The sequence below is a fragment of the Bacillus sp. CIS52 genome, assembly GCF_053545315.1.
Genome location: NZ_JBIUFR010000002.1, coordinates 18514 through 37826 on the forward strand (window position 1 = coordinate 18514; position 19313 = coordinate 37826).

20 protein-coding genes and 1 riboswitch are annotated in these 19313 nt (G+C 46.2%); of the genes, 12 read left to right on the top strand and 8 right to left on the bottom strand.

Annotated elements, in window-relative coordinates; all coding sequences use genetic code 11:
- Positions 1-9: 9 nt before the first annotated feature.
- From ACH32G_RS09990 to ACH32G_RS10000, 3 genes are read right to left on the bottom strand one after another with little or no spacing between them, the layout of a single operon-like run.
- Positions 10-822 carry an ABC transporter permease gene (locus ACH32G_RS09990; protein WP_448814300.1) on the bottom strand — a complete coding sequence of 271 codons (813 nt, stop codon included), beginning with the start codon at positions 820-822 and terminating at the stop codon, positions 10-12.
- Positions 797-1579 (bottom strand): ABC transporter ATP-binding protein, encoded by a 783-nt coding sequence (locus ACH32G_RS09995; protein WP_045926403.1) that lies wholly within the window; start codon positions 1577-1579, stop codon positions 797-799. Before ACH32G_RS09995 ends, ACH32G_RS09990 begins: the two co-directional genes overlap by 26 nt.
- 11 nt (positions 1580-1590) lie before the next feature.
- Positions 1591-2595 carry an ABC transporter substrate-binding protein gene (locus ACH32G_RS10000; RefSeq protein ID WP_414831518.1) on the bottom strand — a complete coding sequence of 335 codons (1005 nt, stop codon included), beginning with the start codon at positions 2593-2595 and terminating at the stop codon, positions 1591-1593.
- Between the two features lie 139 nt (positions 2596-2734).
- Here ACH32G_RS10000 and ACH32G_RS10005 point away from each other — a divergent pair, with 139 nt between their 5' ends.
- Positions 2735-3508: an alpha/beta hydrolase family protein gene (locus ACH32G_RS10005; protein ID WP_448814301.1), complete on the top strand. Its 774-nt coding sequence runs from the start codon at positions 2735-2737 to the stop codon at positions 3506-3508.
- A gap of 57 nt (positions 3509-3565) precedes the next feature.
- Positions 3566-3808: a DUF2584 domain-containing protein gene (locus tag ACH32G_RS10010; protein ID WP_013353269.1), complete on the top strand. Its 243-nt coding sequence runs from the start codon at positions 3566-3568 to the stop codon at positions 3806-3808.
- Positions 3809-3850: 42 nt separating this feature from the next.
- On the opposite strand, the gene pckA is transcribed toward ACH32G_RS10010, so the two are convergent.
- Positions 3851-5434: a phosphoenolpyruvate carboxykinase (ATP) gene (gene pckA, locus ACH32G_RS10015; RefSeq protein WP_016938484.1), complete on the bottom strand. Its 1584-nt coding sequence runs from the start codon at positions 5432-5434 to the stop codon at positions 3851-3853.
- Positions 5435-5631: 197 nt separating this feature from the next.
- Positions 5632-5770, top strand: a riboswitch (SAM riboswitch).
- Between the two features lie 169 nt (positions 5771-5939).
- On the opposite strand from pckA, the gene metK reads away from it, so the two are divergent.
- The 3 genes from metK to alaP all read left to right on the top strand — a co-directional run bounded on the left by metK (position 5940) and on the right by alaP (position 10788).
- Complete coding sequence (gene metK / locus ACH32G_RS10020; protein WP_016938485.1) at positions 5940-7142, top strand: methionine adenosyltransferase; 1203 nt, start codon at positions 5940-5942, stop codon at positions 7140-7142.
- 143 nt (positions 7143-7285) lie between these two features.
- Positions 7286-9184 carry an asparagine synthase (glutamine-hydrolyzing) gene (gene asnB / locus ACH32G_RS10025; protein ID WP_016938486.1) on the top strand — a complete coding sequence of 633 codons (1899 nt, stop codon included), beginning with the start codon at positions 7286-7288 and terminating at the stop codon, positions 9182-9184.
- A 200-nt stretch (positions 9185-9384) separates the two neighbouring features.
- A complete protein-coding gene (gene alaP, locus ACH32G_RS10030; protein WP_448814302.1) occupies positions 9385-10788 on the top strand; it encodes an alanine permease AlaP in 1404 nt (467 codons plus the stop codon).
- A 175-nt stretch (positions 10789-10963) separates the two neighbouring features.
- Here the strand turns inward: alaP and ACH32G_RS10035 are convergent, their stop codons facing one another.
- Complete coding sequence (locus ACH32G_RS10035) at positions 10964-11479, bottom strand: gamma carbonic anhydrase (RefSeq protein ID WP_101605599.1); 516 nt, start codon at positions 11477-11479, stop codon at positions 10964-10966.
- Between the two features lie 46 nt (positions 11480-11525).
- Here ACH32G_RS10035 and ACH32G_RS10040 point away from each other — a divergent pair, with 46 nt between their 5' ends.
- The 3 genes from ACH32G_RS10040 (at position 11526) to ACH32G_RS10050 (ending at position 14311) form a co-directional block, all read left to right on the top strand.
- On the top strand, positions 11526-12305 hold the full coding sequence (locus ACH32G_RS10040) for an alpha/beta hydrolase (RefSeq protein WP_045926407.1): 780 nt from the start codon (positions 11526-11528) through the stop codon (positions 12303-12305).
- 20 nt (positions 12306-12325) lie between these two features.
- On the top strand, positions 12326-13405 hold the full coding sequence (locus ACH32G_RS10045) for a tetraprenyl-beta-curcumene synthase family protein (protein WP_029575344.1): 1080 nt from the start codon (positions 12326-12328) through the stop codon (positions 13403-13405).
- Positions 13406-13504: 99 nt separating this feature from the next.
- Positions 13505-14311 (top strand): glycerophosphodiester phosphodiesterase family protein, encoded by an 807-nt coding sequence (locus tag ACH32G_RS10050; protein ID WP_448814303.1) that lies wholly within the window; start codon positions 13505-13507, stop codon positions 14309-14311.
- 19 nt (positions 14312-14330) lie between these two features.
- Here ACH32G_RS10050 and ACH32G_RS10055 read toward each other — a convergent pair whose 3' ends face one another.
- The 3 genes from ACH32G_RS10055 to ACH32G_RS10065 all read right to left on the bottom strand — a co-directional run bounded on the left by ACH32G_RS10055 (position 14331) and on the right by ACH32G_RS10065 (position 16199).
- The gene (locus ACH32G_RS10055) at positions 14331-14525 is read right to left on the bottom strand and encodes a hypothetical protein (protein WP_095241463.1); all 195 of its coding nucleotides are present in this window, start codon (positions 14523-14525) and stop codon (positions 14331-14333) included.
- Positions 14526-14652: 127 nt separating this feature from the next.
- Positions 14653-15234 carry a tRNA (mnm(5)s(2)U34)-methyltransferase gene (locus ACH32G_RS10060; protein ID WP_326352368.1) on the bottom strand — a complete coding sequence of 194 codons (582 nt, stop codon included), beginning with the start codon at positions 15232-15234 and terminating at the stop codon, positions 14653-14655.
- Entirely contained in the window at positions 15231-16199 is a 969-nt protein-coding gene (locus ACH32G_RS10065) for a TIGR01212 family radical SAM protein (RefSeq protein ID WP_366969059.1), read from the bottom strand. The genes ACH32G_RS10060 and ACH32G_RS10065 overlap by 4 nt, the downstream gene beginning before the upstream one ends.
- Before the next feature lie 236 nt (positions 16200-16435).
- On the opposite strand from ACH32G_RS10065, the gene ACH32G_RS10070 reads away from it, so the two are divergent.
- The 4 genes from ACH32G_RS10070 to ACH32G_RS10085 all read left to right on the top strand — a co-directional run bounded on the left by ACH32G_RS10070 (position 16436) and on the right by ACH32G_RS10085 (position 19302).
- Positions 16436-16708: a YtzC family protein gene (locus tag ACH32G_RS10070; protein ID WP_016938496.1), complete on the top strand. Its 273-nt coding sequence runs from the start codon at positions 16436-16438 to the stop codon at positions 16706-16708.
- Between the two features lie 350 nt (positions 16709-17058).
- Positions 17059-17451: a GntR family transcriptional regulator gene (locus tag ACH32G_RS10075; RefSeq protein ID WP_016938498.1), complete on the top strand. Its 393-nt coding sequence runs from the start codon at positions 17059-17061 to the stop codon at positions 17449-17451.
- Positions 17444-18322, top strand: coding sequence for an ABC transporter ATP-binding protein (locus ACH32G_RS10080; protein ID WP_342006969.1), 879 nt, complete (start codon positions 17444-17446; stop codon positions 18320-18322). Before ACH32G_RS10075 ends, ACH32G_RS10080 begins: the two co-directional genes overlap by 8 nt.
- Positions 18316-19302, top strand: coding sequence for an ABC transporter permease subunit (locus ACH32G_RS10085; RefSeq protein WP_448814304.1), 987 nt, complete (start codon positions 18316-18318; stop codon positions 19300-19302). Before ACH32G_RS10080 ends, ACH32G_RS10085 begins: the two co-directional genes overlap by 7 nt.
- The last annotated feature ends 11 nt before the right edge of the window (positions 19303-19313 follow it).

The window sequence follows — 19313 nt, forward strand, 5'->3', positions numbered from 1 at the left end:
GGGTCTTTTTTATATTTTTCCTTTCGTCCATTTTCTTTCTAACCATTCGACTCCCTGATACATCAATGTCGCAAAAACAGCGATGATCAGAAGGCTTAAGAACACCAAAGTGAAATTGAAGACTTGGAAGCCGTAAATGATCATGTAGCCCAGTCCCTTTTCGGACACAAGAAATTCGCCGACAATGACCCCGACCCAGGATAAACCGACATTCACTTTAAGCGCAGAAACAATCGCGGGGGAGCACGCCGGCAAGATGACTTCTTTAAATATGATGCGCCTTTTCGCTCCGAAGGTTTTCATGACCTTAATATAATTCTCATCCACTTCCTGAAAAGCCGTAAAGACGACGATCGTCGTGATAATGACACTGATGACTGCACCCATGGCTACGATGCTTGTGAAACTCGGCCCGAGTGCGACGATAAGAATCGGCCCGAGTGCGACCTTCGGCATCGCGTTTAAAATGACGAGGTACGGGTCTAACACACGGGCGAGCCTGTTTGACCACCATAACAGAGCGGCGAGGCATGTGCCGAGAAGTGTGCCGAGCAAAAAGCCCAGAACGGTTTCTCCTAATGTAACGCCGATGTGAGCCGCAAGAGATCCGTCCGCGATCTTTTCCGACAAGAGCCGGCAAACGGCAGAGGGTGAGCTGAAGATTAACGGATCGATCCAGCCTGCCTTGCTCGAAATTTCCCACCCGGCAAAAAATACGATGAAAATGGCGGCCTGATACGCACGGATCCGGCGTTTTTCTTTTTGGTGGTTTTTCTTAAACTCCTGATGAAGCTGTTCAATCGTGCCGCTGCTGTTTTTCAAGGGAGTTCAGCTCCTTCCATATCGTTTGAAACAGCGGCTGAAAGGCCGGGTCCTGACGCGCGTCAAACGGATCTAAGGACGCGAGCTCCTTGGGCACGGTGAAGATTTGATGGATGGTGCCCGGCTGATTCGAAAATAAATAGATCGTATCGCTCATGGCGATGGCTTCACCGATATCGTGGGTGACGAGCACGGCGGTTTTTTGAAAATCTTTTAATGTTTTGAAGACAAGGTTTTCTAAAGAAAGCTTCGTTTGAAAGTCCAACGCGGAAAACGGCTCATCCAGAAGCAGCAGTCCCGGGTCCGGCGCAAGCGTTCTGGCAAGTGCCGCCCGCTGCCGCATTCCGCCTGAAAGCTCTTTCGGATATTTTTTTTCGACGCCGATTAATCCGAGTTTAGGCAGAAGGCTGAGAACTTCAGCCCTTTTTTCTTCTGTTAATGTTTTGGAAATGTGTAAACCGAGCAGGACGTTTTCCTCAATTGATTTCCAAGGAAATAAATAATCCTGCTGAAGCATATAGCCGATTTGGTGTTCTTTATGGTTCGGCACGCTTCCTTCAATCAGCACCCGGCCTTGCGCGGGGGCGATAAGGCCGGCCAGAATGGACAGGAGTGTGGTTTTTCCGCATCCGCTCGGCCCGAGAAAAGAGATGAAATCCCCTTTTTCAATATGAAAATGTATATCTTTCACGGCGGTTGTTCTTTCTTTCAGCGAGAAATAAGTATGTGTCACATGATCCACTTGTAAAAAAGACATTCATGTTCCTCCTATTGTTCTGAGGTGGCTTTTTTGGCGATTGTTGTGTTGACGAGTTTGCTGTACGGAATATGTTTCGGGAGCTCTCCGGCTTCATCCATAATTGATTGGAGCTGTTCCCATTCATCCTCTTGCAGAACAGGGTCTGAAGAGAATGATTTTTGTTTTTTATAGCGTTCTATTGATGCTTCAATAATGGCCGGGTCGGTATCTGCAAATTCCTTTTGAATCGTTTTTGCGATGTCTTTGGCCGGGTGGCTTTCCACCCATTGCTGGGCGCGGTAAATGGCGCGGGTGAATTTTTCCGCCGTTTTTTCATTGTTTTTTAAATAGCTTTCTTTTGCCATAAAAGTTGTGTAAGGCACTTGGCCTGAAGCTTCTCCGAAGGATGCGACGATATGGCCGATGCCTTCTTTTTCAAATTGGGATGCCGTCGGTTCAAACAGCTGCACATAATCACCGGTGCCGGATGCAAATGCGTTGGAAATGTTGGCGAAATCAATGTTTTGAATCAGGTTGATGTCTTTTTTCGGCTGTATGTGATGTTTTTTCAGGACGTACTCACCGGCCATTTGAGGCATGCCGCCTTTTCGCTGGCCGAGAAATGTTTTTCCTTTTAAATCGTCCCACTTGAATGATGTCTCATCCTTCCGCGCCACGAGAAAAGTGCCGTCTGTCTGCGTCAGCTGCGCGAAGTTGATGATAGGATCTTTAGCTCCTTGCGCTTCCACGTAAATAGATGTTTCAGAACCGACCAGCGCGATGTCAGAGCCGTTTGACAAAAGCGATGTCATCGTTTTGTCTCCGCCCCATGTTGTTTGAAGAGACACTTGAAGCCCTTCTTTTTTAAAGAAACCCTTCGCTTCAGCGACATACATAGGCGTATAGAAGACGGAGTGTGTGACTTCCGCCACCTTCACCTTTGTCAGACTTTCTTCCTGTCTGCAGGCCGGAAGAATGAGCAGGAATAGGGCGCATATGACAAAGATACAGCTCGTTTTGAGCCATTTGTTCACGTTGTAACCTCCTTATATTAAGCGTTAAAATAACCCTTTTTGCTTTACATATCGTATGATGGGTATAAAAAATGTGTGAGTGCCCATATTCAGGTTGGGAAAGAATAAAAAAACTGATGATGAAGGAGGCTCATTTGCTTTGCTGGTTGAAAAGAGAAGGTTTCCGTCTCCGAGCCCGCATGTCCGGCTCTTTGCGGTATGCTACGAGTCAGAAGGGCTGAAGGTAAAGGGGCTCCTTGCCGAGCCTGCGGCGCCGGGAACATACGACGGTTTTTTATATTTGCGCGGCGGCATAAAAAATGTCGGCATGGTCCGCCCGGGAAGAATCGTTCAGTTCGCTTCCCAAGGCTTTGTCGTGTTTGCACCTTATTACAGAGGCAATCAGGGCGGCGAGGGAAATGAAGATTTTGCGGGAGAGGACAGAGAGGACGCGTTTTCCGCTTTCCGCCTGCTTCGGGATCACCCGAACGTCAGGGAAGGCCGGGTTCATATTTTCGGGTTTTCCCGGGGCGGCATCATGGGGCTTTTGACTGCGATCGAGATGGGGCATCAGGCGGCTTCGCTCGTCTCTTGGGGCGGTGTGAGTGATATGGTGCTTACTTATGAAGAGCGGAAGGATATGCGGCGGATGATGAAGCGGGTGATCGGCGGCACGCCGAAAAAGGTGCCGGATGAATACAGATGGCGTTCGCCGTTTGAAAAAGCAGACCGTATTCAAGCGCCTGTGCTGCTCATCCATGGCGAGAATGACGAAAATGTTTCGATCGAACATGCCCGGATGATTGAGGACAGGCTGAAAGAGGTGGGAAAACCGGTAGAAACCTGGTATTACAGCGGTTTTACGCATTATTTTCCGCCGCAGGAAAATAGACGCATAGTCCGGCGTCTGGCGGAATGGATGAAGACAAGGTAAGATAACGGATTTATGATATGATAATAAAGAAAAAGAGAATGAAAGGGGATTTTCATTTTGGGAATGCCTGTTGAATTTAATACAATGATTGTGACAAAAGGCAATGAAAAACGGATAGAGGAAAATATTTTTTTATTGGAGAAAGAGGGCTACCGCGTTTATCCTCTTGATATTCCGATGGACGTGCGCAAAACAAAAAACGGCGAGAAATCCGGGACCGGCGAAGTCCAAAAGCTCGAATGGGCGAACGGACGGACGAGCATTACATACAGACTCACTTCGCTTCATTCGACTAACTGAAAAAACAAAAGCCGAGGGCAGCAGCGCCCTTGGCTTTTTTGATTAAACGAGAGGCCCGCCGGCTTTGGCGATCGAGTCTGCATGAGAAAACTTTTTAAAGTTTTCTTTAAACTCATTGGCTAAAAACAGCGCCTTTTCGTTGTATGCTTTTTTATCGCTCCATGTGTTTTCAGGCTGAAGAACCTCATCCGGAACGCCCGGAACGTGAACGGGGCTGTGCAGGCCGAAAATGCTGTCTGCCGTCATATCTGTCTGATCAAGCGTGCCGTCAATTGCGGCTTTTACCATCGCTCTTGTATACGAAAGTTTCATCCGCTCTCCGACTCCGTACCCTCCGCCGGTCCAGCCTGTGTTGACCAGGAAGACTTGAGCGCCGTGCTCGTCGATTTTATGCCCGAGCATTTCGGCATAGACGTGAGCCGGAAGCGGCAGGAAAGGTGAACCGAAACACGTGGAGAAAGTCGTTTGCGGAGATGTCACGCCGCGCTCGGTTCCCGCGAGTTTGCTTGTGTACCCGCTTAAGAAATGATACATTGCCTGTTCCTTCGTCAGTTTGCTGATCGGAGGGAGCACCCCGAACGCGTCCGCCGTTAAAAAGACGATCGCCTGCGGATGGCCGGCAATGCTCGGCTGCACGATATTGCCGATCATCTCAATCGGATACGCGGCTCTTGTGTTTTCCGTGTAGAAGGAATTGTCGTAATCCGCCTCACCCGTTTTTTCATCAAGCACAACATTCTCAAGAACAGAGCCGAAGCGGATCGCACGAAAAATCTGCGGTTCTTTTTCTTCGCTCAGATTGATACATTTAGCATAACATCCGCCTTCAATGTTAAACACGCCGGAGTCTGACCAGCCGTGCTCGTCATCGCCGATCAGTTTCCGGTCCTCATCGGCCGAAAGCGTCGTTTTCCCCGTGCCGGAAAGACCGAAGAACAAGGCGACATCACCTTTTTCACCGACGTTGGCTGAGCAGTGCATCGGCAGAATATCTTGCTGCGGAAGAAGGAAGTTCATAATGGAGAAAATTGATTTTTTCATTTCTCCGGCGTATTCGGTACCGCCGATTAAAATGACGCGCTTTTCGAAAGATACAATGATAAATGTTTCCGAATGCGTGCCGTCCGTCTCCGGATCCGCTTTAAAATGCGGAGCTGAGAGAATGGTAAAGGGCTGTGCTTCCGAATCCCTTTCAGCCGTCTCCGGTCTGATAAACAGCTGGCGCGCGAACAGGTTGTGCCATGCAAATTCATTTACGACTGTAATCGGCAGTCTGTATTTTTCATCTGCGCCTGCGAATCCTTCAAAAACAAACAGTTCATCTCTCTGTTTTAAGTAGCTGACGACTTTGGCGTACAGCTTTTCAAACGCCTCTTCAGAAATGGGCTGGTTCACTGCGCCCCAATCAATTTGATTTTCTGTGCTTTTTTCACGAACGATAAATTTATCTTTAGGTGATCGCCCCGTATATGCACCGGTAGTGGCGCGTACGGCGCCCGTAGATGTCAGTGTGCCTTCATTTCGGGTGATCACTTTTTCGGTAAGTTTTGGCGCCGATAAATTATGATGCACATTTGGACTTGCGAGTAATGCTTGAAGATCTGCAGTTAAATCAACTAATTTCATAAAACCCTTCCTTTGCCGGTTTATTTGTATTTCGCTGAATGTGGAATTAGTATAACACATATATAAAAATAGTCTATACTGTTTATTATTATTTGTTTGTGTTTTTCCATTGCTTCCTGAAATAAAGGCGCGTAATCGCTTTAATTCATATTGACACTTTCCGCCCTTTTACGATAAGATATTTCATTGAGCGGATACTCTTATCCCGAGCTGGCGGAGGGACAGGCCCGATGAAGCCCAGCAACCGGTTTCTCTGTAAAAAAGCAGGTGAATACACTGTGGGAAACCAAGGTGCTAACCTGATGCAAGGTTTAATATTTCCTTGAGCGATAAGAGTGAAAGGCACACAGACCAAACCCTTTCCTCGAGTGGAAAAGGTTTTTTTATTTCATAAAATATGCCAATTAACATTCTCTGATATAGTATGACATTGTATTAAGAGGGAGCGAGTTCCGTATCATATGAGAAGGTCTTTAAAAAGATCTTTTTTCAGGAGGAAAAGTGAATGAGTAAAAACCGTCGACTATTTACATCTGAATCTGTTACTGAGGGTCATCCGGATAAAATCTGTGACCAAATTTCTGACAGCATCTTAGATGAGATTTTAAAAAAAGACCCGAACGCGCGCGTAGCCTGTGAAACATCTGTAACGACAGGCCTTGTGCTGGTAAGCGGAGAGATTACAACTTCAACATACGTTGACATTCCGAAAACAGTCCGTGAAACGATTAAAGAAATCGGCTACACACGGGCAAAATACGGATTTGATGCGGAGACTTGCGCTGTTTTAACATCAATTGATGAACAGTCTGCGGATATCGCGATGGGTGTCGATCAGGCTCTTGAAGCGCGTGAAGGCACAATGAGCGATGCTGAAATCGAAGCTATCGGAGCGGGTGACCAAGGTCTGATGTTCGGTTATGCGTGTAACGAAACGAAAGAGCTTATGCCGCTTCCGATCTCTTTGGCGCATAAATTGGCCCGCCGTTTGAGCGAAGTCCGCAAAGAAGACATTCTTCCGTACCTTCGCCCTGACGGAAAAACGCAAGTTACCGTTGAATATGATGAGAACAACAAGCCGGTCCGCATCGATGCGATCGTCATCTCAACTCAGCACCATCCGGAAATTACGCTTGAGCAGATTCAGCGCAATCTGAAAGAGCATGTCATTAACCCTGTCGTGCCTGAGGAACTGATTGATGACGAAACAAAATACTTCATCAACCCTACGGGACGTTTCGTAATCGGCGGTCCTCAAGGCGATGCGGGACTTACCGGCCGTAAAATCATCGTTGACACATACGGCGGATATGCACGCCACGGCGGCGGTGCATTCTCCGGTAAAGATGCGACGAAAGTAGACCGTTCAGCGGCTTACGCTGCGAGATACGTAGCAAAAAACATCGTGGCTGCAGGACTTGCTGATTCTTGTGAAGTGCAGCTTGCATACGCAATCGGCGTGGCACAGCCTGTATCTATTTCCATCAATACATTTGATACAGGAAAAGCTTCTGAAGAGAAACTGATCGAAGTCGTACGGAATAACTTCGACCTGAGACCTGCCGGCATTATTAAAATGCTTGATTTGCGCCGTCCGATCTATAAACAGACTGCCGCTTACGGCCACTTCGGACGTCACGATGTGGATCTTCCTTGGGAGCGTACTGACAAGGCGGATGCGCTTCGCAAAGAAGCACTAGGAGAATAATTTTATAGCCGCTTATTTAAGCGGCTTTCCCTTTTTGCAGATGCTGCCATGCTTATTTTTTACATAGCGTGAAACCAATGGCGTAACAAAGCGTCTATAAAAAGGGGGTTCAATTAGAAAATTACACTTATGGAGGCTATACTATGTGTGGATTTGTCGGTGTTTTTAATAAGCATCCATTAACTCAAACCGCAGATCAAGAAGAGCTAATCAAACAAATGAACCAAATGATCGTTCACCGCGGTCCTGACAGCGATGGGTATTATCATGATGAGCACGTCGGATTCGGCTTCAGACGGCTCAGTATTATTGACGTAGAAAACGGCGGACAGCCTTTATCATATGAAGATGAGAAATATTGGATCATTTTTAACGGCGAAATCTATAACTACATTGAATTGAGAGAAGAGCTTGAAGCGAAAGGCTACACTTTCAATACAGATTCCGATACAGAGGTGCTCCTTGCGACATACCGTCATTATAAAGAAGAAGCTGCTTCAAAGCTTCGCGGAATGTTTGCGTTTTTAATCTGGAACAAAACTGACCGTGTCATGTACGGCGCGAGAGACCCGTTCGGCATTAAACCGCTGTATTACACAACCATCGGGGACAAAGTGTATTTTGCATCTGAAAGAAAAAGTTTAATGGCCGCTCAAAACGGTATTGATCTCGATAAAGCTTCTTTACAGCAATATATGTCTTTCCAATTCGTCCCTGAACCGAGCACGCTTGACGCTGAAGTGAAAAAAGTCGAGCCGGGCAGCCAGTTTACGATCCGCCCGGAAGGCGAAATCGCGTTTAAAACGTATTTCAAAGCGAACTTTAAGCCTGTTCAGTCCGATGAAGATAAATTGGTGAAAGAAGTCAGAGACGCAATCTTTGACTCTGTCAAAGTCCACATGAGAAGTGACGTTCCTGTCGGTTCGTTTCTATCCGGCGGCATCGACTCTTCTTTTATCGTCTCAGTTGCGAAAGAATTTCACCCGAACCTTAAAACATTTTCTGTCGGCTTTGAACAGCAGGGCTTCAGTGAGGTTGACGTAGCGAAGGAAACAGCTGCCGCGCTCGGGATTGAAAATATCAGCAAAGTCATTTCTCCTGAGGAGTATATGAACGAGCTTCCGAAAATCGTCTGGCACTTTGATGACCCGCTTGCAGATCCGGCGGCGATTCCTTTGTATTTTGTCGCGAAAGAAGCGAAAAAGCATGTAACGGTTGCATTATCCGGGGAAGGCGCGGACGAGCTGTTCGGCGGGTACAATATTTACCGCGAACCGCTGTCGCTTAAACCGTTTGAACGCATTCCGTCCGGTCTGAAAAAAATGCTTCTTCATGTGGCGTCCGTCATGCCGGAAGGAATGAGAGGAAAAAGCCTCTTAGTCCGCGGCTGCACACCGCTTGAGGACCGTTATATCGGGAATGCGAAGATTTTTGAAGAGCCTGTGAAAAAACAGCTGCTCAAACATTACAACCCAGAGCTTTCATACCGTGATGTTACGAAGCCGTACTTTACGGAAAGCCGTTCATACAGCGATATTAATAAAATGCAGTATGTTGACATTCACACTTGGATGCGCGGCGATATCCTGTTAAAGGCTGACAAAATGACGATGGCCAATTCATTGGAGCTGCGCGTGCCGTTCCTTGATAAAGTCGTGTTTGACGTGGCATCTAAAATTCCGGATGAACTGAAAACGAAAAACGGCACGACGAAATACCTTCTGCGTAAAGCTGCTGAAGGAGTTGTGCCTGATCATGTGCTGAACCGCAAAAAACTCGGTTTCCCTGTGCCGATCCGCCACTGGCTGAAAAATGAAATGAACGAATGGGTGCGCAACATCATTCGTGAAAGTGAAACAGACGCTTATATTGAAAAGGATTATGTCCTTCAGCTTCTGGAAGATCATTGCGCAGACAGAGCGGACAACAGCCGCAAAATCTGGACCGTGCTGATCTTCATGATCTGGCACAGCATCAATGTCGAAAAAAGACTGGTGCCGGAAGAACTGAATCATCAGCCGAAAGAAGTCATTTTCGTTTAATCCAAAAGGCTTTCGATGTTATCGAAAGCCTTTTTTCTATTGTTTTATGTAAACCGTTTATTCCGCTATGTTTTCAGTAAAGTATTACGCAATATTCAGAAAAAGGTTATAATAGGACTAATCGGGCAGATTCCGGAAAGTGCTTTCTGGCTATTTCGTCTCGGTTTGTTACTTTTCTGTCAAAATCAGGGGGGAGAGTTATGCAAAACAAAGGAAAAACGCTTCACCGCGGTTTGGAAGAGAGGCATATCTCGCTTATGTCTTTGGGCGCCGCGATAGGGGTCGGACTGTTTCTCGGGTCAGCTTCTGCCATAAAGCTTGCAGGACCGGGGATTTTAGCCGCTTACGCCTGCAGCGGGCTGGTTATGTTTTTTATTATGCGGGCATTAGGGGAAATGGCGATTCAAAAGCCTGTTGCCGGCTCATTCAGCCGCTATGCCAGAGATTATCTCGGACCGCTGGCCGGTTTTTTAACAGGGTGGAATTATTGGTTTTTATGGGTCGTGACCTGTATGGCGGAAATCACCGCGGTCGGCATTTATATGGGCTACTGGTTCCCTGACGTGCCGTCATGGATCTGGGCGCTTTGTGCACTCGTCATTATGACAGCTGTCAACTTTCTGGCGGTCAAAGCGTATGGTGAACTTGAGTTCTGGTTTGCGCTCATTAAAGTCTTGGCGATTCTGTCAATGATTGCGATCGGTCTGGTGATGATCATATTCGGTCTCGGAAACGGAGGCGTCGCGCTTGGAATCAGCAATTTATGGAGCAACGGCGGCTTTTTCCCGAATGGGATTAAAGGGGTGCTGCTGTCGCTGCAAATGGTCATGTTTGCATATCTCGGAATTGAGCTGATCGGTGTCACAGCCGGTGAGGTCAAAAATCCGGAAAAATCATTGGCGCGGGCCATTGATACTGTTTTTTGGCGCATTCTCATTTTTTACGTCGGAGCTTTATTTGTCATTATGTCAATTTATCCGTGGCAGGAAATCGGTTCAGGCGGAAGTCCGTTTGTTTTGACATTTGAAAAAATCGGAATTCCCGCAGCAGCCGGAATCATTAATTTTGTCGTTTTGACGGCGGCTCTTTCTTCCTGCAACAGCGGGATCTTCAGCACGGGGCGTATGCTGTTTAATCTCGCGGAGCAAAATGAAGCCCCGAAAGCCTACGGCACGGTCACAAAAGGCGGCGTGCCGGGAAAAGCGGTATTGGTTTCAGCGGGTGCGTTATGCATCGGCGTTCTGCTGAACTACGTGGTGCCGGCGAAAGTGTTTACGTGGGTGACAAGCATTGCGACGTTCGGAGCAATTTGGACATGGGCGATTATTTTGCTTTCCCAAATGAAATACCGTAAAAGTTTACAGCCGGAAGAACGGAAAAAACTAAAATATAAAATGCCTTTATACCCTTTTTCCTCATACATTTCACTGGCTTTTCTCGCATTTGTCGTTGTACTGATGGCTTTTGATGCAGAAACCAGAGTGGCTGTCATCATCGGCCCTGTCTGGTTCGGCATTTTATTAGCAGCCTATTACGGGAAAGGCTTCCACAAAAGAAAACACATAAACCTGGAAAACGGACAGACATTCGCTGAAAAAGCGTAAAAAAAGAGCCCGCTGAAATGGGCTCTTTTTTCATAGGATCGGGTAAAAGGGGGAAGAATAAAACAAATTCCTGAACATTTTGCTACTGTTTCCTGACAATCAGGGGAACGCAAATGGTTATTACTTAAATAATATTTTGAAAAATGGTACAGTAGTAAAACAAAGCTGATCTTTTTTATTTCTCTTGCAGTGTTTTATAGTATCGGCCTTTTTCAACATATTCCGTTCTAATTCTCTCCATGTCCCGTATGTCTTCTTCTGTCAGCCGGCGGATGACCTTTGCGGGCCGGCCGAACGCAAGACAGCCGGGAGGAATGGTTTTGCCCGGAGGAACGAGACTTCCGGCGCCGATAAACGCGCCTTCTCCGATTTCCGCCCCGTCCAGAATGACGGAGCCCATACCGATTAAAGCATTCTTTCTGATGACTGCGCTGTGCAGTGTAACCTGATGGCCGATCGTGACGTCATCTTCAATAAGAAGCGGGCGGCCGGGACTTTGATGCAGACAGCTCAAGTCTTGTATGCTGACTCTTTTTCCGATCCTTGTCGGCGCAACATCCCCGCGGATGACGGCTGAGAACCAAATGCTTGATTGTTCTCCGATCACGACGTCACCCGTAATGACGGCGTTATCCGCAATAAACGCATCAGGATGTATATCCGGCGTAAATTGTTTATAAGGGTAGATTATCATGTCTCATCCTTCTTTCTTTAAATTTATGTAAGAGGTGAACTGCATGTGGACTTGGAAAGCAGACAGGCCCGTCGGTACCATTGTCATCATCCACGGGGCAAGCGAATATCACGGGCGTTATAAATGGCTCGTTGAAATGTGGAGATCTTCCGGATATAACGTGGTGATGGGCGATTTGCCGGGTCAGGGAACATCCACCCGCGCCAGAGGGCATATTCGCTCTTTCCAAGAATACATTGATGAAGTAGATATATGGATTGATCAAGCGAGAACGCTTGAAGCACCCGTTTTCCTTTTGGGCCACAGCATGGGCGGACTGATTGCGATAGAATGGTTTAAGCAGCAGAGAAATCCCCGCATTACGGCACTCATTTTATCATCACCTTGTCTCGGGCTGCAAATAAAAGTCAATAAAGTGCTTGATTTTGCGTCTAAAGGGCTGAATGTCCTCGCTCCGTCCATCAGAGTGGACTCCGGTTTATCGCCTGATATGGCGACGAGGAATGCGGATATGATTGAAGCGGATCAAAACGATTCTTTATATGTCACGAAAGTATCTGTAAGATGGTACAGAGAGCTTATAAAAACGATTGATGCCGCTATGGCGCCGACTGATGCGTTTTTAAAGGTGCCGCTTTTGCTGATGCAGGGCGGTGATGACAAAATCGTCGATAAAATGAAAGTCCGCAAATGGTTCTCTGGTGTGGCTTCCCATAATAAGTCTTACCGGGAGTGGGAAGGGCTTTATCATGAAATTTTCAATGAACCGGAAAGAGAAGCTGTGTTTAAGGCGGCGAAAGCCTTTACAGATCAGTATATTTGAATTCGCTGGGGGTGCATATGTTGACAGTACCGGAACATCCTTTTAACCTTATGGCAAAAGTGTATCGGGAAATTTTTCCGCTCGTTCATCAGGAATTGAATATGTGGCGGGAAAAATCAGATTCCATTAAAAATACCGAGTTGCGGCAGCAAGCGGCCGCAAGTATCCGTGATAAATCGTTTCATTGTGAAGGCGGCGGCATTTTAGCACTGCTGTCGGGAGAGCAAAAAGAGAAGTGCGTGCAATTTATCATCGCGTATCAGACGATCAGTGATTATCTGGACAATCTGTGCGACCGCAGCACATCGCTTGACCCGGAGGATTTCCGCATGCTTCACCTTTCCATGCGGGACGCGCTGACGGTCGGTGCAGAGGTGCAGCCGTACTATCAGTACAGAGAGGAACAGGATGACGGCGGTTATCTTCATGAGCTGGTCAAAACATGCCAGCGGGTGCTTGGGTCAATAGAACATTACAGCCTTATTAAACCGTATCTGCTTGAGCTGTGCGATTATTATTGCGATCTTCAGGTTCATAAGCATGTCGTAGAACATGAACGCGTTCCGAGGCTTAAAGCCTGGTTTGAGCAGTATCAGTCAAAGCTTCCGGAAATGGAGTGGTTTGAGTTCTCGGCCTGCGCCGGCTCGACGTTAGGCATTTTCTGTCTCGTTGCTTATTCATTCCAGCCTGATTTTAACGAACATACCGCTGAGAAAATCCGCAGCAGTTATTTTCCGTACATACAAGGCTTGCACATTCTGCTCGATTATTTAATTGACCAGGAAGAGGATCTGCTTGAAGGCGATTTGAATTTCTGTACGTATTATCAGTCTCATGAAGAAATGATGCAGAGACTGAAGCATTTTATTGAAAAAGCGGATGAACATCTGCACGGCATTCCGCATGAAAACTTCCACCGGCTGATTAACAGGGGGCTGCTCGGCGTCTATTTATCCGATGACAAAGTCGCCAGCCAAAAAGAAATGGGCCGCCTCGCGCGAAAGCTGATCAGAGCAAGCGGAAAAACGTCATTTTTCTTTTATATCAACGGAAGAGCCTACCGCAAATTTCAGAAGATGGCTTGGACGAAAAGTTCGTAATGGGTGAACTGCGCCTTTCGTGTATATCATGAAGGTGCGGTTTTTTTATTCTTAGAATGAAATATTGTTTGCGCAGGCATAATATGATACTTTAATTTTATGAAAAAATTAAAGTATTTAGTCATCATAGGATTAATTTCCATGACGGGCGGCTGCTCCGTCATACATGCTTCCGCCGGCTATCATCCCGTATTAATAGCTCACAGGGGCTCTTCTGCGATTGAACCGGAACATACTGCTTTATCCTATGCACGTGCCATTAAAGACAAAGCAGACTATATTGAGATAGACTTAAGGGAGACAAAAGACGGCCATCTGATTGCAATTCATGATAAAACAGTCGATCGGACAACTGATGGTAAAGGATTGACAGAGGATCTGTCTTTGGCTGAGATCAAAAAACTGAATGCCGGAAAAGGAGAAAAGATTTTAACGATTGAAGAAATCATAGAGAAATTCGGACAAACTGCCAATTACTATATTGAGACAAGAGAAAGTAACGGCAGCCTGGTGATGGAAAAGAAGCTGATTGACATATTACAAAAATATAAGCTGATTTCCAGTCATAAAGCAGTCATTGAATCCTTTAGCGAGAAGAGCTTAAAGAAAGTTCGGTCTATGAATAAAAGCGTTCCTCTTGTTCGGTTATTAAAAGATAAAGAGGCTGAGAACATAAATGATAAGCAGCTGCAAGCCATCAGAACATATGCTGATACAGTCGGTCTTAATGCTAAATTAATAAATGAAGCCGCCGTCAAACGTATCCACCACAATAAGATGAAAGTTCACGTCTTTTTTGATAAGGAAGATGAGCGGGCTCTGACGCCGATTATGCTGAAACAAAAAGTAGATGGGGTATTTACAAATAATCCTGCGTATACACGTAACGTGCTGCAAAAGCAGTAAATAAAAAGAGACATGCAATTTACGCTGTCTCTTTTTTTAATGTTTTCTTTTTTGCCGCAAGGTGCATTGCAAATTTGCCGATCAGCCCGATGACGAAAAATGCGGCAAACCACCAATAATAGGTTTTTGCGAACTCAAATCCTAAATGTCTTGATAAGATGATGACGAACATGACATAGGGAACACTGGAAAATATGATGCGAAGAATATTCAAACTGCTGCTCCTCCCGGATGTTACATTTAAACATGTACTTTTTTCCATTATTCATGGTAAGGGACTTTCGAAAAAATGTAAACACCATTCACAAAAAGAATCGGCCCGCTTATGACAGGCCGATTCTTTATTTGGCGGCAGATTTCTTTTCAATCGCTATAATAAACGGCGGATCGTTTCGCTGATTGAGAAAGCCGTAGCTCAGCACGCGCGCCTTTTCCTGATCTAGGTTTTCGCAATACTTTAGAAGCGCATTCTTTTCCGTCTTGCCTTCAGGATGCCCGTGGTACACAACGAGAACGATCAGCCCGTTTTCCTTCAGCAGTTCAAGGAGCTGTTCGATGGCAGAAATGGTAGAACGGCCGTTTGTCGTAATGCTTTTATCGCCGCCGGGCAGATAGCCGAGATTAAACACCGCACAAGCCACATGCCCGTGCGCTTCCTTGGGCAGAGCGGCCTTGATTTGATCATGGCTCTTATGGTGAAGCGTGACGCGCGGGCTGAAGGCGGCACCGAGCCGCTCCTTCGTTTTGGCGAGTGCGTCCGCTTGAATATCGAAGGCATGAACATGTCCTGTCTCACCGACAAGGCCTGCCAGAAAATATGTATCATGTCCGTTGCCCATCGTCGCGTCAACCGTGATATCTCCTTCTTGAGCGGCTGACTTCAGCAATTCTTTACTGAAAGGGAGGATATGCATCAAGGTCATAGGGCAGTCTCCTCCCCGATTTTCCTGAAATGCTTTCCTTGATAGCTTCCCCGTGCTTCCAGCTCTTTTTGAATGGCGCCCAGTACTTCCCACTTGTTGACGCTCCACATCGGCCCGACCATTAATTCAATCGGCCCGTCTCCCGTAATGCGGTGAACGATCATTTCCGGGGGAATGATTTCGAGCTGATCACATACAAGCTGGACATATTCTTCCTGAGAAAGGAATTCGAGCTTTCCTTTTTCATACTGCTTCACCATCGGTGTGCCTTTTAATAAATGAAGCAGGTGAATTTTAATGCCTTGAACATCCAAATCGGCAACCGCTTTGGCCGTGTCCATCATCATGTCCCTGTTTTCGAGCGGAAGTCCGTTAATGATATGGGAACAAACGCGGATGCCGTGTTTTCTCAGCTTATTGACGCCCTCAACATAGCAGTCAAAATCATGGGCGCGGTTAATCAGAAGGGCGGTCCGCTCATGTACGGTCTGCAAACCGAGCTCAACCCACAAATATGTCCGCTCATTCAGTTCTGCTAAATATTCCACCACATCATCGGGCAGGCAGTCCGGACGGGTTGCGATAGACATGCCGACAACGCCGTCAAGCTTGAGTACGGATTCAAATTTCTCACGCAGCTCCTCTACCGGAGCATGCGTATTCGTGAACGCTTGAAAATAGGCGATATATTTGCCGTCTTTCCACTTTTCGTGCATGCGGTTTTTGATATCGTGAAATTGCGTGAGTAAGTCATCGGCCCGATTGCCGGCAAAATCGCCGGAGCCCGCAGCGCTGCAGAACGTGCAGCCGCCGTGTGCGACCGTGCCGTCCCGATTCGGACAGTCAAAACCGCCGTCAAGCGCGACTTTAAACACTTTATGTCCGAAATGCTCCCGCAGATGATAATTTAATGTATGGTACCGTTTTTCCGTATTTGAATAAGGAAAAGGGTTATTCTCGTTCAATGTTCAAAAAGCCTCCCTCACATCAGATGCATCCTAAAATTGTAGCATGAATGATGGGGGTTCACAATGTGAAAACAGATGCGGCTTTCTTTTGCTTATTATGACTGCAGACAGAATTCTCATTCCTTTAGCTGACATACGGAAAATTTGGTTCCCTTTCCTGCAACCTTCGGGTGTTATTCATTTTTCGTCCGCTCAAACTAAATTTGATTTCCATTCACTGAGGAGGGGTTTCGTTGGCAACAAGACAATCAGTAGATGAACATCTCCAAAGAAGCGAACAGGCGTATGAATTTGCGAATGAGCAATTTATAACCGCTTCAAAACAAGAGCATTATAATGATAATGAGTACAGTGAAGCGCAAATGATGCTTGAAAACGCGGTGAATGAATTAAACAAGCTGTCATTATCTGCGAATGATCAGCAGAGAGAACAGCTTTACCGAATGAGGCTGCAGCTGCAGACTTTGCAAAACAATATGATTTTGCAGCGTAATTTCGATTACTGACCGCGCTGTCTTAGATGGTGCAAAAAAACCTGCCGGAATCCCGGCGGGTTTTTTTGTATTTCTTTTCAAAAAAGAATTGACAATAAGGCGGAGTGTGTTTATTGTATTACGTGTACTACTTGATGTAATACACCGCAAACACTCAAAAAAATAAAAACGACATATAAATGCTGAGCAAAGGAAAGGAGAGCTTTCATGAAAAACAAAAGATCCGTAAAACAAGATGTGCCCCTTATTATCGCCGCTTCGGTTTTGGCCAGCAGTCTGTTTGTCATTCTTGTCGTCATCGGTTTTCAGTGGCAGAACATTTAAAGAAATCGAGCAGCTCGTAAAAGAAAGAAGGGAAGTAAATGATTCAAATCGACCCGAGAAGCTCAACTCCGATTTATGAGCAAATCATACAGCAATTGAAAGAGCTTTGTTTGAAAGGGATCATGAAGCCGGGGGATAAACTTCCTTCTGTCAGAGAATTGGCAACGATCATTATCGCCAATCCGAATACCGTCAGCAAAGCGTACAAGGAGCTTGAACGCGATGGCGTCATTGAAACGCTGAGAGGAAGAGGAACGTATATATCGGAGAATGCAAAAAAGACATTGGTTGAAGGGAAGATGACGATGATAAAAGAGCAATTGAAACAGCTCATCATCGATGCCCATTACGCGGGAGTTGAGCTGGAGAAGCTGCAGGAATGGATAAAGGAAATCAGCGCTGATGTGAAAGGAGGCACGGATCATGATTGAATTGCGCAATCTCTCAAAAACAATTGACGGTAAAGAAGTGCTCAAAGATATTTCACTCACTATCGGAAAAGGAGAAATTTTCGGGCTGCTTGGCCGAAACGGATCAGGGAAAACAACGCTGCTCCGGCTCATTCAGCAGATTCTCCTGCCGGACCAAGGGACGGTTTTATTTAATCAGGTGGAAATAAAGCGGCACCCAAAAGTAAAACAGAATATCATTTATATGCCTGTTGAAAATCCTTTTTATGACAAATATACATATAAACAGCTTGTTGCGATTGTAAGCAGAATCTATCCGAATTTTGATGTGACTTACGCCAATGAACTGATGAACAGGTACAATATTCCGGAAACGAAGAAATACCGTGAACTATCAACAGGGCTGAAAAAACAGCTCGCGCTCGTCCTTGCCTTTGCGTCACGGCCGGCACTGATTCTTTTGGATGAACCGACGGACGGCATTGACGCCGTAACGCGTCATGACGTGCTTCAGCTTATGGTGGACGAAGTGGCTGAACGGGAAACGAGCATCCTGATTACCTCACATCGTTTAGAAGATATTGAGCGAATGTGCAACCGGATCGGATTTTTGGAAGGCAACCAGCTGACGAATGTGATGGATTTGGATGATATGAAGGAAGAATACATGAAAATCCAAATGGCGTTTGAAGAGGATGTCAACTTGATGATCAGAGAACAAAACATACCGATTCTCGACCATGCCGGTGTATTTTATACAGTGCTGATTCCGAAAAACGATGAGAAGAAAAAGGAATTTCTGCAAAAGTTGCGGCCGAAAGTATGGAACGAACTTCCTGTGAATTTAGAAGAAGTCTTCATCGCGAAGTTTGGGGGGAACCGGAGATGGTAGACAGGGGATTGCTGTACAGAGAATGGATGCAGAATCGAACTGTTCTCGTGATGGTCGGCATTTTTTTAGCGGCAGTTAATCCGTTTGAAGTATTAAATACCTATCTGGTCTACCAAGGCTGTCTGGATACCCACGGAGCATATTGTAAGTTTTATGTGAATTCTTTGGATAGCGGAATGCTGAACTTGAACTGGGCGCCCGGTGTGATCTTGGCGGTTTGCTTATTCGGACTGGAGCGTACGAAAGGAACGATTGATGCACTTTTCAGTCTGCCTTATTCCCGCGCTCAGGTGTTTCACACCAAATTTTGGCTCGGAGCAGCGGTCATTGCCGGATTCCAAATCATCGGCTACGGGCTGGCCGAGCTGCTCATTCTTCTGTTAAAGCCTGAGCGCGTATATTTCTTCCATCATTACAGCGTCGGTGAGATCATTGTGAGTATTTTGGCTTTTGCATTGGTCGCTAGCGCAGGCTGCTTAACGGGCAATACGTTCGCCCAGCTGTTAACGGCGTTTACTGTGTCGATAGCGCCTTACCTGATTATTACGTTGCCGCTGTCAAATGCGGAAGTCATTTTCGGGGTCGGCATGTATGAGCTGATGCCGTCAGAAGATGCTTATCTCGAAGTATACAATCTTTTTCAATATTTGAATCCGATCATGTACATGGATACAGATTGGGTATCTGCCAGCAAGTATATATTACTCATCCCGGCAGTGATGAGCATTGTATTTTATGCCATCGGGTACTTTTGCTATGTCAGACAGCCGGTGGAACGGAACGGCCGTTTTTTCCTCTGGAGACAGCTTGACCGCCCTGTTCAGATTGTGGTCATCATGATCGGCGTTCTCGGTTTTGGTCTCGCGGGGTACTCGACGGGACAGTCAATGACAGGATATGTGGCCGGGATGATTGTCGGGGGAGCGGTCGGATTTTTAGTCAGTTATTTTGTAATTTATAAAAAAGCAAAGCATGTGTAAGAGAGGAGAAC